The organism is Corynebacterium sp. MC3, assembly GCF_900099485.1.
Lineage (GTDB): Bacteria > Actinomycetota > Actinomycetes > Mycobacteriales > Mycobacteriaceae > Corynebacterium > Corynebacterium pseudogenitalium.
The window spans coordinates 239,690-253,618 of the sequence record NZ_LT622816.1; the positions used below are offsets into that span (position 1 = coordinate 239,690).

Consider the following 13,929-nt stretch of genomic DNA (forward strand, 5'->3'; position numbering starts at 1 on the left):
CTTTGCCCAATTCGCTTTCGGCAATTATCTAGCGACATAATATGAGCCTGTGAGTAAAACTATTGGATGGACCTTGCATGGCGACGGGCGCCGCGTTCTGCCCGGCGCGGTGGTCGCCCCTGATGAACGCCTTTCTTGGCCTCGAACAATTGGCATCGGCATGCAGCATGTCGTAGCAATGTTCGGAGCCACACTTCTCGTTCCAACGTTGACGGGATTCCCTGTAAACACAACGCTGCTGTTTTCAGGACTGGGAACCATCATCTTTTTGCTGATTACCCGTAATAAACTGCCTAGCTACCTTGGCTCGTCATTCGCTTTCATCGCGCCGCTGTCTGCGTCGTCCCAGTACGGAATCGGCTCTCAGTTGGGCGGGGTACTCATCACGGGTCTGACGTTGATTGCAGTTGGCTTTGTTGTTCAACTTGCAGGCAAGAAAGTTATCGACGCCGTCATGCCTCCCACGGTCACTGGTGCCATCGTCGCGTTGATCGGTTTCAATCTTGCGCCGACTGCCGTTTCTAATGTGGAAACTCAGCCCGGGGTCGCGTTTGTCACGCTCGGCACGATTGCTCTGCTGACTGTCGCTGCGAGGGGAATGCTGTCTCGTCTGAGCATTCTGATCGGCGTCATCGTCGGCTGGGTGTTTGCGGCGCTCACTGGCGGGTTATCGGATGATGCACTGGACACAATTGGCGCTAGTCCTTGGATCGGCTTGCCGCAGTTCCATACGCCAGAGTTCCACCTCTCAGCGGTTTTGGTGACGCTTCCTGTCATCGTCGTGCTGATCGCGGAGAATATTGGTCATGTCAAGGCAGTTTCTGAGATGACGCAACGCGACCTGGACCCATACCAAGGCAGGGCGTTGATCGGTGACGGTATCGCGACGACATTGGCTGGTGGCTTTGGCGGCTCTGGTACAACGACTTATGCGGAGAACATTGGCGTGATGGCTGCTACCAAGGTTTACTCGACGGCTGCGTATTGGGTCGCATCGTGTTTCGCGATCGTTTTGGCGTTCATCCCGAAGTTCGGCGCAGTCATCTTCACAATCCCAGCCGGTGTGCTGGGCGGAGCGTGCCTGGTTCTTTACGGCCTGATTGGAATGCTTGGTGTACGTATTTGGCAGGATAACAAGGTAGATTTCACGAACCCGGTGAACCTAACAGTTGCGGCTGTGGCACTCATTGTTGGTATCGGCAACCTGTCGTTCACTGTCGGTCAGGTGACGCTTGAGGGCATTGCCCTGGGGTCGGTCGGCATCATCGTGTTCTATCCTCTGTTGAAGTGGATTTACAACACAGTGGGTGAGGGGCAGTTCAACGCTGCATCTCGAAAATAGCTCGAACAAGCAAAAGCCCGAGCGCTCAGATGTAGCGCCCGGGCTTTTGTTGTGGGATTTACTCTTCGTCGAGGTTCTTCTCGATCAATGCGGCAATCTTTTCAACTGCCTCACTGTTGTCAGAGGTAACGGTGACCTCATCACCGAACTCGGCGCCCATTGCCATGATCATCAACGAGGAAGCAGCATCCGTCTCTTCCTCGTCCTCGTCACCGACAAGGGTCAGGATGACCTCGTCATCGTATTCACCGGCGGCGTCAGAAATAATGGTTGCTGGACGTGCGTGCAGTCCAACGGTGGATCCGACTTTAACTGTCTTTGAAGCCATGTGCTTCATCCTTTCTGCTTTGAAAGTATCTATCGAGTTTCTGTATTCAGTTTAGGGGCCTGTGTCCTTAGTTCGCCACCGCTGCAGGTTCTGCTTGGGCAGCGACCTTCTGGATCTCCTCGTTTGGCCAGAACTGCTTAGCGACGATGACCGCTACAGTTGCGACCGCCACGCCTGCAATGAGCGCGACGAACAGTCCCCACCAAGGCTCGTAGGCAAAGAGCACGAAGAGACCACCGTGTGGAGCCTGCACACCAACATTGAGTGCCATGCTGACCGCGCCAGCAGTGGCGCCACCGAGCATCATCGAAGGGATAACGCGGAACGGGTCAGCTGCAGCAAACGGGATTGCGCCCTCGCTGACAAACGACAGTCCGAGGAGCCATGCGGATTTGCCGTTCTCTTGCTCCGCCGGGGTAAACAATCCTTTGCGGAGGAACGTCGCGATTGACAGTGCGATCGGGGGAACCATGCCAGCAATCATTACAGCCGCCATAATTTGGAAGCTTGCCTCCGTTCCCGCAGACAGACCAGCGGTTCCGAAGAGGTACGCCGCCTTGTTGACTGGGCCACCTAGGTCAAAGCACATCATGAGCCCGATGATGACGCCGAGCAGGACCGCAGAGGATCCGCTCATCGACTCAAGCCAGCCCTGCAGTCCCAGCATGAGAGACTCAAGCGGACGCCCCAACAGTAAGAACATGATGAGGCCGATAGCAAGGGAAGTCAGCAGCGGGATGATGACCACTGGCATCAGGGACCCGAGCCAGCGCGGAACCTTCCATGTCTGGATCCAGTATGCGATCAAACCAGCCAGCAGACCTGTGACAAGGCCGCCGATAAAACCTGCGCCAACCATGACGGAGATAGCACCGCCGATAAATCCTGGCGCGATACCTGGACGTCCTGCAAGGCCATACCCGATGTAGCCGGAGAGCGCCGCAACAACGAAGCCCATGCCCATCTGGCCTGTCGCGAACATGACAGCACCGAGATACAGAAGCCAGCCGGAACGGCGGAACGTCATCATTTCACCGTCGACATCGATTGTATGTCCAGGCAGGTGGGTCGGGGAGAAGTTCGTGACGAGGGACTGCCAGCCATTCGCCATGTCGTATCCGCCGAAGAGGAAACCAAGCGCGAGGAGCAGGCCGCCTGCTGCAACGAAAGGCACCATGTACGACACACCGGTCATTACAGCTTGCTGGATCTTCTTTGGCCAGCTTTCACCAGAGGAAGCGGAGTCTTCTCGCTGCTCCGATCCCGCCGTGGTGACTCTTGGTGCATTCGGATCGTTTGCAGCGGCAATGGCCTCGTCGATCATCTTGTTTGGCTCGTTGATGCCACGCTTTACTGGACTATCAACGACCGGCTTGCCTGCAAAACGTGCTTTGTTACGCACAGCAACATCATGGGCGAAGATTACGGCGTCAGCACTGTCGATGTAGGCCTGATCCAGAGGATCGCCGCCGGAAGAACCTTGCGGCTCCACCTGAAACTCGACATCATCGCGAGCCTGCGCAGCTTGTGTCAGAGCGTCGGCTGCCATGTATGTGTGGGCAATGCCGGTCGCGCACGATGTAACAGCTGCAATCCTAAACTTTTTCACGCCATCGGTCTTGCCCGTCGCAGCGGGAGTAGGTGCTGCGGCAGTTTTCTTCTTAGGAGCAGCGTTGACGACGTCCAGCACCGCGTTGACGACCGTTTGCTCATCCTTTGCCTCGCGGAGCTGAGTTACGAAGTCGCCGCGTACCAAGGCACGTGCGAGCTTGGAAAGGATCTTCAAATGCGCCTTACCGCCGCCTTCAGGAGCAGCGATCAAAAATACAAGCTCTGCGTCTCCATCTGGCCCCGAGAAGTCAACGGGCCGCTGTAACCTGGCAAAAACCAACGTTGGGGTTTCGACTGCTTCGGTGCGGCAGTGGGGGATTGCAACACGGCCATTCACACCGGTGCCAGCTTTCTGCTCACGGGCGTAAGCTGCGTCGGCTAGCTTCAAGCTGTCGCTTGCTCGGCTTGCGTCCTGGGCTTGCTGCGCGAGGTGTTCGATGACCTCTCTTGGCGTCGACCCGTAGTCCACATCGAGACTAACGAGTTGTGGAGTGATGATGTTGTCACTCATGGTGGACTCCTGTTCTCTTAAATTATGAATCGATTTCTACGACTTGGGTTTGTTCCAAGTTGATGTCGTCAGGGCTTGGAATCCCGGTACCTGGTAGGCCTGCTGCAGCAGAGCCATAGGCGACCGCGGTTTGGAGGCACTGGTCCAACGGCAGGCGTTGAGTGCGAGCCATAACATATCCAGCAAGTGAGCTGTCGCCTGCTCCAACGGTAGATTTCACAACAGTCGGTGGGGGCGTTGCTGCCCAGGCAGAGTCTGCGGTGACCAGGCAAGCACCTGCGCCACCGAGGGTGACGAGAATTTCTTTAGCCCCTCGCTGAATCAAGCGTTTCGCTGCCTGAACAACCTCGGAGTAGTCTCCGGCTGAAGCGCTAGTCTCTAGTACATGCCCATCGGCTCCCACCAATTGCGCTAATTCAAAAGCGTTGGGTTTCAGGATATCGGGGGCTGCAGATTCAAGCTGATCTCCCAGCTTTACCAGGGGTTCGTCTGATGTGTCGACGGCCACCAGTACGTCTTCGGCGAGCCTCAATCGGATTTCTCGGGTCAACGTTGCGTAGAGATCCGCCGGGGCTCCACTTGGCAGCGACCCTGCCATGACGACGGCCTTACATTCGCTGCTATGCGAATCAAGCGCGTCGAGGAACCCCTGCTGGACATCAATGGTGTATTGAGGGCCAGGCTCATTGGTTTTGGTAGTCGTACCGTCGGATTCAGTAATCGCAGTATTGGTACGGATATTGCCCTCAACCGGGATGAAAACAAAAGGAAAACCGAGTCGGTTAGCAGCGAACTTGAAAGGGTCGCTTTCCCCGCAGGGAACTACAGCGAGTGCCGCTCTTCCAGCCTTCGCTACGGCGTGGGCCACGTTGACGCCTTTTCCGCCAGCTTCTCGCGTAGCGGTAATGGCACGGGCGACTTCGCCGCGACGCAACGTTGCTACAGAAAGCGTTGCATCTGTACTTGGATTCGGAGTGAACGTCAGAATCATGTGGCGCATCCTTAGAGTAATTGGTGCTCTGTGGGGTAGCGCCTACCGAAAGTCTGTTGTGCAGCTGCAGTATCGAAAAGCGCTACTAAAGCCATAATGCCCGATTATGTCCGTTAATGCAATAGAACGGGCACAATCGGGCATTTGATTCCTTTTGTTTCACTCTTCGGCAAGGACGACCTTGATTCCACGCTCCCGCAATTCGCTGACAAAGCTCTCTGGTGCGTCTGTGTCGGTAACAACGACGTCAATTGCGTCTAGCGGCGCAAAGCTAACTAGATAATCATTGCCGAGCTTCGTGGAGTCGCAGAGCACAACTACCTTGCGTGCATTGGTGACCATTGAAGATTTGACCGCAGCCTCTTGGGCGTCGGCGGTAGAGAGGCCGTGGTCAATAGTCAAGGCATTCGTGCCAATAAAAGCAACATCTGCACGCATAAGCGCGAGAGTGCGTAATGCCGTATCGCCTACAACAGCTTGGGTGATTGCACGGACTGTCCCCCCGAGGAGCTGAACGTCTGTAAGCCCGCAGGATGATAGGTCTAGCGCGATCGGGAGGGAGTTCGTAACTATAGACCAATGTTGTGTTTTTCCTGCTGCGGCAATAAGATCGGCCAGTCCATTGATGGTGGTGCCGGTGTCGAGAAAGATGCCAGCGCCAGGATCCTCTGGGAGAAACTGTGTCGCAGCGCGCGCGATCGCCGATTTGGCGGTCGGTGCCGACCGGAACCGGGCATCAAGAGAAAACTCTGTGGTGAGAAATGATTGGCTAGCGACGGCTCCGCCGTGAACGCGGTGGACAATTCCTTCATTATGGAGAATTGCCAAGTCCCGCCTGATGGTCTCGGCTGTTACATCAAACCGTTCGGCCAGCTCCGTAACATTCACGCGTCCTTCGACTGCGGTAAGTGACGCGATCTGCCTTCTTCTCTCTTCGGCGTACATACAACTCCTCCGTGGGGCAACCACGAATCAGCAGGGTTCAAAAATTAGGTTGCCCCTATTGTTGCAAAACCGTGCGCCCGAATGCTTTTACATGTGTTTGATAGCCCCCGGTTGGGGGCGAAATGGCGAAAAATGGCTACAGGGTCCGGAAAACAGAGACCACTTTGCCCATAATCTCGGCGTCGTTGCCTTGTATCGGAGAAAAGGCATCGTTATGAGGAATGAGCCATACTCCGGAAGAGTCCTTATGAAACTCCTTGACAGTTGCCTCCCCGTCAATTAGCGCTGCTACGAACTCGCCCTCTTCGGCAACATGTTGTGAGCGGATGACTACCCAGTCACCATTGAGAATGCCTGCATCGCGCATTGATTCTCCAACCACCTGAAGCATGAAGAGGTCGCCGCTATCGAGTAGTTCTTCCGGCAGGGGGTAGTAGTGTTCAATGTTTTCCTCTGCCAGGATCGGAGTTCCAGCGGCGATTTGGCCGAGGACAGGGATCATCCGTGCTGGAGAAGTTCCATCAATGTCCGCATCGTCTTTCGGTGTAACCGAACCTCCCATAGATTCTGGCAGGTGGCGGAGGTCTACGGCTCGTGGCTTGTTTGGGTCACGGCGAAGGAACCCTTTCTTTTCGAGCTCCTTCAGCTGGTAGGCGACAGAAGAAGTTGATTGGAGTCCTGCGGCGTCGCCGATCTCTCGAATGCTTGGTGGATAGCCACGTAATACGACGGCGTCGCGAATGACTTGAAGGATTCGCTTTTGTCTGTCTGAAAGTACGCTCATATCGAACTTTTCACTGGTTGTGTTCTTGCGTGCCATGGGTCCTCACATTGAGTCTCGATAGTGTCTTCTGTACAGAATATATCAAAGAGGGCAAATATGTTCGATAGTTGGGGGGTTGTGGGGATCTGATATGAGATGGTATAAATCGAACATAGAAGTTAAATCGAACAAATACGCTAAAAATGTTTCGCGTGAGATGAGAAACCTTCGAATTCGCGAAATGAAGTAAGGGGCATTTTATGAGCATCATTGACCAGGCGAAAATAATTTCTACTCGTGCTGATATGGCGGGAGCTCCACTTGCACCACGGTCTTCAATGCCAGCTGAAGTGTGGGATTTTGTACCCATGCGGGGTGATCGAGGGGGTGAGCCGTCACGCCACGAGCAGGTTATCAACCAGAACTTTCGTTGCCGCTGGGCGGCTGCAGATGCTCCCGAGCCAACCGTTTATTCTTCCGCCGAGCCTCAAGAGCAGCGAGCAAACGTTCTAATGGGAGCCCTTCTTGGGGTAACTATGTTCGTCGCTGTACTTATCTCGGGCGATTTCGGTAATAGCGAGTGGGACTCGGTGTCGCGGGACGATTCGAACGTTGCTCATAGCTATGAAGTCGCTTCTGCAGCGCAACGTTAACCCGCTAATGTAGGGGGTGATAACTGTTCTCCGAGAAAGTGGGGTGTAGATGTACTGTCCGTTTTGTCATCACGAACAATCGCGAGTTACAGATTCTCGTGTTGTAGACGGGGGCTCTGCTATCCGGCGGCGGCGAGAGTGCACATCGTGCGGGGGCCGATTCACAACGATCGAGAAGGCCGTGCTGACCGTTGTGAAGCGCAATGGAGTAACTGAACCGTTCGACAAGGAAAAGTTGATCGTTGGTGTTCGGCGTGCTTGTCAAGGCAGGAACGTTAGCGACGACGCATTGAAGCGGCTAGCGCAGCAAGTAGAGGAGACGGTTCGGGCCCAAGGAAGTTCTCAAGTTGCGGCAAATGACATTGGACTGGCGGTATTGGAACCGCTTCGCACACTGGACGAAGTTGCGTACCTGCGATTTGCCTCGGTGTACAAGTCTTTTGAAAGCGCCGAAGATTTTCAGTCGGAAATCCGCTTGATGAAACGACGCGAGCGAGAGGGACTGGAATAAAGTCCGAGGCTCACTAGCGAAGTTTATCGACCATTTTTTCAATACGACGCACGCTCACAGGCTTTTGGGTGCCAAGGTGTTGTGCAAACAAACTCACTCGCAGCTCCTGAATTCGCCACATCACGTCCTTGTATGCGCGTGTCTTCCTGCGTTGGGCAGGGAGCTGTTCCAATCGTCGCTCTAGGTAAGCCTTAGCATTTGCTACTTCAGCCTGCCGCTCTTCGTCACGTTCCGGTTCCGCTTCTAGATGCTCAAGCCGTATCTGGATTGCCTCTATGTAACGGGGGAGGTGCTGTAGGTGTTGCATGCCATGAACCGTGATAGCGTTCGCGGGCAGCATGAATGCTAGTTGCTCCCGAATATCGTCAATCGCAGGACCAGACCAATTCTTGAGCTCTTGCATCAAATCTGAGTATGCAGCGAGACCTGGCGCGATCGATACAATTGATCGTCGGACAGCTCCCGGAATAGTCGGTTTAATTTTCGCACATAGTGCGTCGAAATCAGCAGGTGACCTCACAGGGCCGCCGGCTTGAATCATCGCGTCGCGGATTGCTGCAACGCGAGCGTCTTCGACAAGGCCGGAAGCCCCGCCATGTGGATACCTATCAACAGCGACACGTTGCTGTAGTGGCAGTCCCTTCGTCATCTGAGTATCGGAAACCTCGATTGCCCGCAGCAGCAACGTGAGCGTTGCCGTCATCATTGATGCATCAGCACTCGCCCGGGTTGGATGCACAGCAACGCGAACGCCTTTGGGAGTCACCTCGAGCGCAGGATAGGCCTCGACTTTGTTGCCATCAATGGTTGTGGTCGTACTTTCGGGAATATCGCCGAGTGTGTCTTCGGTCCATACAGGAACTTCGGCAGTTTCAGAGTGGCGGCTTGCTTTCGCGACTGAAGAACGAATCTGTGTGGCCCGACGCTTCTTCAAAGCAAGGAGACTCTTGTCTGAGTCGACAATCTTCCCACGTTTATCAATGACTGCAAACGTTATGAGCAAGTGCGGTGGCAGCAGGTGCGTGCGGAAATCATGCCCGCTAATGCCGCTGGCACCCAATTCAGTGAGGGCCTGAGCCAGTGCTTCGGTAACCGACGTGCGTGGATCGAACGTCATACGCTCAAGTGCACGGTCAGCGAAGTCTGGAGCGGGGACGACGCCCTTGCGTAGTGGTTTCGGCAGTGAACGAATGAGTTCAGTCAGCAACTCTTTACGTAGCCCAGGTACAAGCCAGTCAAATCCGACTGATTCAACGCTGGCCAGTAGAGGCAGGGGAATTGCGATGGTAACGCCGTCGTAGGCGGTTCCAGGCTCGAATTTGTACGACACATCGAACCGCATCGACCCTTGTGACCATGACATTGGAAAGTCTTCTGCAGAGATAGTCTGGGCAGAATCGTCAACGAGTTTACTTGGATCAAAGTGAAGATATCCGGGATCGAGCTGCTGTTGCTTCTTCCACCAACTGTCAAAATTGTTCGCTGTTGTGACTGAATCCGGCAGTTTCACGTCGTAGAAATCGAATAGAGTGTCTTCGTCAACGACGATGCCCCTACGCCGTAGCTTTTCTTCAACTTCTGCGGCTTCGCTTAGCAACAAGCTGTTGTGTTCGAGAAACCTATGAGTCCTCGTCCAATCGCCGTCAATGAGTGCGTGACGAATAAACATCTCGCGCGCAGCCGTAGGATCAACGCGGTGGTAGGGGATAAGTCGGTCTCGCACGATAGGGATGCCGTACAATAACGATTTTTGATGGACCATTGCGCATGCGCGTTTCCGTGACCAGAACGGTTCTGAATAGACATGTTTCAGGAGTGATCCTGCCGCGTGCTCGATCCATGAGGATTCTACTTTTGCCACGTCTCTGGCCCAAAGCCGCGAGGTTTCTACAAGCTCGCTTGCCATCAAAAACTCTGGTGGGGTCTTGGCCAGCGATGACCCTGGGAAAATCAGGAAACGGGTACCACGAGCACCTTGGTATTCCTTGCTGTTTCCGTCGCGAGCACCGATATTCGAAAGTAAGCCAGTGAGCAATGCTCGATGAATCGAGTCAGCGTCACGTTTCGTTGTCATTGTCATTGCTTTGTCGACGTCCCAGCCCAGTCGACGTTCGACGTCGCGGAGCTGACGAACGAGGTCGTGCCATTCACGAATTCGCATATAGTGCAAATACTCACGCTTCATGCGCTTTCTGAACTGATTGCCTGAAAGCTCTTCACGGAGACCTCCGACGTAATCCCAGAGCTTGAGCGCTGAAAGAAAGTCGGATGTCTTGTCTTTGAAGCGTGCATGGGCTTGGTCTGCTTGTGCCTGAAATTCCAGGGGGCGTTCGCGCACGTCTTGAATCGACATATGGGCGACAACTGCGGTGACATCCTCCAACACCCGGTAGCGTTCGGCCTCGACGAGCATGCGAGCCATCTTGGGGTCGACTGGGATTTTCGCAAGCGTATGGCCAATTTTCGTGAGTTTTGGAAGTTCACCCTTTGGTATTGCTTTGATTGCACCGAGCTCGTACAAGAGCGTAAGGCCATCGCGAATAGCTTTGTCGTCTGGGGATTCCACGAATGGAAAGTGCCGCATGTCGCCGAGATTGAGAGAAATCATTTGCAGGATCACACTTGCCAAGTTGGTCCGCAATATTTCAGGGTCAGTAAATTCCGGGCGTGAATTAAAGTTCTCTTCCGAGTACAAGCGGATAGCGATACCGTCAGCAACACGTCCACAACGGCCCGAGCGCTGGTTTGCTGAGGCTTGGGATATTTCCTCAATCGGAAGACGCTGTACTTTAGTCCGCGTTGAATACCGTGAAATGCGAGCGAGGCCAGTGTCCACAACGTAGTGAATTCCCGGCACTGTGAGCGAAGTTTCGGCGATGTTCGTAGAGAGGACGATCCTACGCCCGCTATGTGGGGAGAAGACGCGGTGCTGTTCTGCGTTCGAAAGGCGTCCGAAAAGTGGCGCGACTTCAACATTCTTCCAATGCTGCTTTTCAATTGCTTCCATGCAGTCACGGATGTCACGTTCTGAGGCGAAAAAGCAGAGGATGTCACCGTCGCCTTCTGCCATCAACTCCTTGATGGCGTTGATAACACCGTCAATCATGTCAATATCAATTTCACGATCGCCGGCATTTTCGACGAGCGGACGGTAGCGCACCTCAACCGGGTAGGTACGACCTGAAACCTCAATAATCGGGGCGGGGTTGCCTTCTTCGTCACAGAAGTGCTGCGCGAAGCGTTCGACGTCAATGGTGGCGGACGTGATGATGACCTTCAGGTCGGGGCGTTTGGGGAGAAGCTCCTTGACGTATCCAAGCAAAAAGTCGATGTTCAGGGAACGCTCGTGCGCCTCATCGATAATGATGGTGTCGTACGCGTTGAGGAACCGATCACGCTGAATCTCCGTAAGGAGAATTCCGTCTGTCATGAGCTTCACTGAGGTAGTGGTGCTGACCTTGTCGTCGAAGCGAATGGCGTAGCCGACCGATTCTCCAATGCTCTGACCTAATTCGTCTGCTATGCGTTCAGCGACAGTTCTAGCAGCGAGACGGCGCGGCTGAGTATGCGCTATACGTCCTCGTCGACCGCGGCCGAGCTCGAGCAGCATCTTAGGAATCTGGGTGGTCTTGCCGGATCCAGTTTCACCAGCAATAACAGTCACTTGGTGGTTCGCGACAGCTTCTAAGATGTCATTCTTGCGTTGAGAAACCGGGAGTGCATCTGGGTACTCGATGTTCGGAATGAGTTCATCCCGCGCCCGAACTACGTGCAAGCTTCGGGCAATTGCCTCTTCAACTTTGTTAAGTTCCTTGCCGTTCTTGGCCTGTCGAATGCGACGGCGAAGACGTCGGACGTCGCGTAGTTCCACGTTGTCTAGTTGGCGGAAGAGTTCTTTCTTAGGTGTTTGTTCCTGGTTCTTCATAACTAGCGTCCCAGTTTAGCGGGACAGAATCGCATCACTGGTTTTCGCTACCTCTTTGTACGCCTTTCTACACAACGCTCCAAGTTCCTCAAACTCATGGATGCGGGAAGAAGAAGAGCGGTAGGCCAGTCCAATTGTACGCTTCGCGTCGACACTCTTCTGGAAGGTAGAAAGCCCCAAACCAGGACGTGTGCACTCAGCTGCAATAGCTGACTTGGGAACGAGGGTTGATCCAAGGCCAGCAACAACCAGCTGCATGATGGTAGTCAGTGACGCAGCCCGTGTATCTGATTGGCTTGAATTTGAGGGCGTGGTTTGAACGTTCTTGCAAAGATCAACTATTTGGTCGCGCAGGCAGTGGCCGTCGTCGAGAAGAAGCAAATCGAGTTCTTCCAGGACATCGAGGGTAAGGTTTTGGAGCCCAGACAACTTGTGTTTCTCATTCGTTACGACGATGAAGTCTTCGTCATAGAGTTCCAGTTCACTGACTCCAGGCGCGTGCGTAGGAAGGGCTAGCAGCGCCACATCGACGTTGCCGTCGCGCAATTTAGCGAGTAGGTGTTTGGTGGGCTCTTCGATGATTCGAGGAGTTAAATCGGGGAACTCGCTCTGAATCAGTTGTAAAAGGGTGGGCAGGATATACGGTGCGATGGTGGGGATGATGCCGATATTGAGAGGCCCGGAAAGGACCCCATGTGCACCGCGGGCATGTGCAACAAAAGCATCGGCTGCTTCAAGCGTTGCTTTCGCATAGGGGAGGAGCGCCTCCCCAGTTGGAGTGACGATGACCTTTCGGGTGGATCGCTCGATAAGTTGAATCCCTAAACCGGTCTCTAGCGCGACCAATGCCTGGGATAATGACGGTTGAGAAATGTTGAGCTTGCTCGCAGCAGTGCCGAAGTGCCTATTCTCGGCGATGGTCACAAACGTACGAAGTTGGGCCAAGGTTGGTTTATATTCTTTATTGTTCATTCTTATAACCATACGGCATTGCAATAGGTTTTGCTGTTGAAATTGCGCGACGTTTCTGGCACAATGTTTGTCAGAGTGCGAGCGATTGCATTCCAAGACCGTATATATACGACATCTCACATTCGGAGGTTAAGCTATGGCAATTCTGACTGTAGGCGAGCGTTTCCCTGAGTTCGATCTGGTAGCGCTGAAGGGTGGCGACCTTCATGAGGTCGACGCAACAAGCCCAGAGGACTACTTCGAGAATGTATCCCTGGAAAAGTACGAGGGTAAGTGGAAGGTCGTTTTCTTCTACCCGAAGGACTTTACGTTCGTCTGCCCAACCGAGATCGCAGCGTTCGGCAAGCTGAACGAAGAGTTCGAAGATCGCGATACGCAGGTCCTTGGTGGCTCCACTGACAATGAGTACTCCCACTTCAACTGGCGTGCAACGCACCCAGATCTGAAGACCGTTCCGTTCCCAATGTTTGCTGATGTCCGCCACGACTTGATCCGTGCACTGGGCGTTGAAAATGAGGCAGGCGTCGCTGATCGTGCAACGTTCATCATCGACCCAGACGGCGTCATCCAGTTCGTGTCTGTCACCCCGGATGCTGTTGGCCGTAACGTCGAAGAGGTCCTTCGCGTTTTGGATGCTCTCCAGTCCGAAGAGGTCTGCGCCTGTGACTGGCAGAAGAACGACCCAACGAAGAATATCGACAAGTTGGCTGTCGTTCAGGAATCCCTGAAGTAAATGAACTCCGAGTCCCCGTCACTAGTTCAATACTCAGTGACGGGGATTTATTAATAAACAATAGAGAGGAAAGAGAAAAGAGATATGTCGATCGATAACCTGCGCAGCGCTTTGCCTGAATATGCAAAAGACCAGAAGCTGAACCTTGGCTCCTTGACACGCTCTACAGAGCTGAACGAGCAGCAGCTGTGGGGCACTCTCGTTGCCTCCGCTGCAGCGACAAAGAACCCCACCGTGATCTCTGAGATTACGGACGAGGCCAAGGAGCACCTGTCCGAAGAGGCTCTCGATGCCGCTTTCGGCGCAGCAACTGTTATGGCAATGAACAACGTTGCCTACCGCGCAAAGGGCTGGCTCGGCGATGACTTTGCACAGGTAAAGTTTGGCCTTCGCATGAACATCATCTCGAAGCCTGGCGTCGAGAAGGCAGACTTTGAGCTGTGGTCGCTCGCAGTATCTGCTGTCAATGGCTGCGAGCATTGCGCTGTAGCACACTCCAACGTCGTGCGCGAAGAGGGCCTGACCAAGGAGCAGGTCTGGGAGGCAGTAAAGATTGCTGCTGTTATCCAGGCCATTGCGCAGACCGTAGTGGCAGAAGACGCACGCTAACTGTTACGTCTTCTGCACGATAGTCGGCTGAGGGA

The 13,929-nt window shown here is 54.1% G+C and carries 12 protein-coding genes; 5 read left to right on the forward strand and 7 right to left on the reverse strand.

All coding sequences use genetic code 11. The features are described from left to right. The first annotated feature begins 49 nt into the window (after positions 1–49). Complete coding sequence (locus BQ4436_RS10045) at positions 50–1,342, forward strand: uracil-xanthine permease family protein (protein ID WP_070976748.1); 1,293 nt, start codon at positions 50–52, stop codon at positions 1,340–1,342. Positions 1,343–1,400: 58 nt separating this feature from the next. On the opposite strand, the gene BQ4436_RS10050 is transcribed toward BQ4436_RS10045, so the two are convergent. The 5 genes from BQ4436_RS10050 to lexA all read right to left on the reverse strand — a co-directional run bounded on the left by BQ4436_RS10050 (position 1,401) and on the right by lexA (position 6,548). After that, positions 1,401–1,670 (reverse strand): HPr family phosphocarrier protein, encoded by a 270-nt coding sequence (locus BQ4436_RS10050; RefSeq protein WP_070363496.1) that lies wholly within the window; start codon positions 1,668–1,670, stop codon positions 1,401–1,403. A gap of 67 nt (positions 1,671–1,737) precedes the next feature. Next, positions 1,738–3,792: a PTS fructose transporter subunit IIABC gene (locus BQ4436_RS10055; protein WP_070976750.1), complete on the reverse strand. Its 2,055-nt coding sequence runs from the start codon at positions 3,790–3,792 to the stop codon at positions 1,738–1,740. Between the two features lie 22 nt (positions 3,793–3,814). Continuing rightward, positions 3,815–4,783, reverse strand: a complete 969-nt coding sequence (locus BQ4436_RS10060; protein WP_070976753.1) for a 1-phosphofructokinase family hexose kinase — start codon at positions 4,781–4,783, stop codon at positions 3,815–3,817. A gap of 159 nt (positions 4,784–4,942) precedes the next feature. Next, on the reverse strand, positions 4,943–5,728 hold the full coding sequence (locus BQ4436_RS10065) for a DeoR/GlpR family DNA-binding transcription regulator (RefSeq protein ID WP_070976756.1): 786 nt from the start codon (positions 5,726–5,728) through the stop codon (positions 4,943–4,945). Between the two features lie 136 nt (positions 5,729–5,864). Next, complete coding sequence (gene lexA, locus BQ4436_RS10070) at positions 5,865–6,548, reverse strand: transcriptional repressor LexA (RefSeq protein ID WP_070976759.1); 684 nt, start codon at positions 6,546–6,548, stop codon at positions 5,865–5,867. Between the two features lie 203 nt (positions 6,549–6,751). Between lexA and BQ4436_RS12065 the strand changes: the two genes are divergently transcribed. Together BQ4436_RS12065 and nrdR are read left to right on the forward strand one after the other, a co-directional pair. Further along, complete coding sequence (locus tag BQ4436_RS12065; protein ID WP_143000867.1) at positions 6,752–7,144, forward strand: hypothetical protein; 393 nt, start codon at positions 6,752–6,754, stop codon at positions 7,142–7,144. Between the two features lie 49 nt (positions 7,145–7,193). Continuing rightward, complete coding sequence (gene nrdR / locus BQ4436_RS10080; protein ID WP_070362341.1) at positions 7,194–7,655, forward strand: transcriptional regulator NrdR; 462 nt, start codon at positions 7,194–7,196, stop codon at positions 7,653–7,655. Positions 7,656–7,668: 13 nt separating this feature from the next. Here nrdR and hrpA read toward each other — a convergent pair whose 3' ends face one another. Both hrpA and BQ4436_RS10090 read right to left on the reverse strand, forming a co-directional pair. Then, positions 7,669–11,580: an ATP-dependent RNA helicase HrpA gene (hrpA, locus tag BQ4436_RS10085; protein WP_070976762.1), complete on the reverse strand. Its 3,912-nt coding sequence runs from the start codon at positions 11,578–11,580 to the stop codon at positions 7,669–7,671. A 15-nt stretch (positions 11,581–11,595) separates the two neighbouring features. Beyond that, positions 11,596–12,552, reverse strand: coding sequence for a hydrogen peroxide-inducible genes activator (locus BQ4436_RS10090; RefSeq protein WP_070479000.1), 957 nt, complete (start codon positions 12,550–12,552; stop codon positions 11,596–11,598). Positions 12,553–12,688: 136 nt separating this feature from the next. Between BQ4436_RS10090 and BQ4436_RS10095 the strand changes: the two genes are divergently transcribed. Both BQ4436_RS10095 and BQ4436_RS10100 read left to right on the forward strand, forming a co-directional pair. Then, positions 12,689–13,285 (forward strand): peroxiredoxin, encoded by a 597-nt coding sequence (locus BQ4436_RS10095; protein ID WP_070362343.1) that lies wholly within the window; start codon positions 12,689–12,691, stop codon positions 13,283–13,285. An 84-nt stretch (positions 13,286–13,369) separates the two neighbouring features. Further along, positions 13,370–13,894 carry an alkylhydroperoxidase, AhpD family gene (locus BQ4436_RS10100; protein ID WP_070976764.1) on the forward strand — a complete coding sequence of 175 codons (525 nt, stop codon included), beginning with the start codon at positions 13,370–13,372 and terminating at the stop codon, positions 13,892–13,894. The last annotated feature ends 35 nt before the right edge of the window (positions 13,895–13,929 follow it).

What these genes read in the sequence shown, in the direction of transcription:
- BQ4436_RS10100 (WP_070976764.1), top strand. Translation starts at nt 13,370, where the DNA reads ATGTCGATCGATAACCTGCGCAGCGCTTTGCCTGAATATGCAAAAGAC.
- BQ4436_RS10065 (WP_070976756.1), bottom strand. Translation starts at nt 5,728, where the DNA reads ATGTACGCCGAAGAGAGAAGAAGGCAGATCGCGTCACTTACCGCAGTC.
- BQ4436_RS12065 (WP_143000867.1), top strand. Translation starts at nt 6,752, where the DNA reads ATGAGCATCATTGACCAGGCGAAAATAATTTCTACTCGTGCTGATATG.
- BQ4436_RS10050 (WP_070363496.1), bottom strand. Translation starts at nt 1,670, where the DNA reads ATGGCTTCAAAGACAGTTAAAGTCGGATCCACCGTTGGACTGCACGCA.
- nrdR (WP_070362341.1), top strand. Translation starts at nt 7,194, where the DNA reads ATGTACTGTCCGTTTTGTCATCACGAACAATCGCGAGTTACAGATTCT.
- BQ4436_RS10060 (WP_070976753.1), bottom strand. Translation starts at nt 4,783, where the DNA reads ATGATTCTGACGTTCACTCCGAATCCAAGTACAGATGCAACGCTTTCT.
- hrpA (WP_070976762.1), bottom strand. Translation starts at nt 11,580, where the DNA reads ATGAAGAACCAGGAACAAACACCTAAGAAAGAACTCTTCCGCCAACTA.
- lexA (WP_070976759.1), bottom strand. Translation starts at nt 6,548, where the DNA reads ATGGCACGCAAGAACACAACCAGTGAAAAGTTCGATATGAGCGTACTT.
- BQ4436_RS10095 (WP_070362343.1), top strand. Translation starts at nt 12,689, where the DNA reads ATGGCAATTCTGACTGTAGGCGAGCGTTTCCCTGAGTTCGATCTGGTA.
- BQ4436_RS10055 (WP_070976750.1), bottom strand. Translation starts at nt 3,792, where the DNA reads ATGAGTGACAACATCATCACTCCACAACTCGTTAGTCTCGATGTGGAC.
- BQ4436_RS10090 (WP_070479000.1), bottom strand. Translation starts at nt 12,552, where the DNA reads ATGAACAATAAAGAATATAAACCAACCTTGGCCCAACTTCGTACGTTT.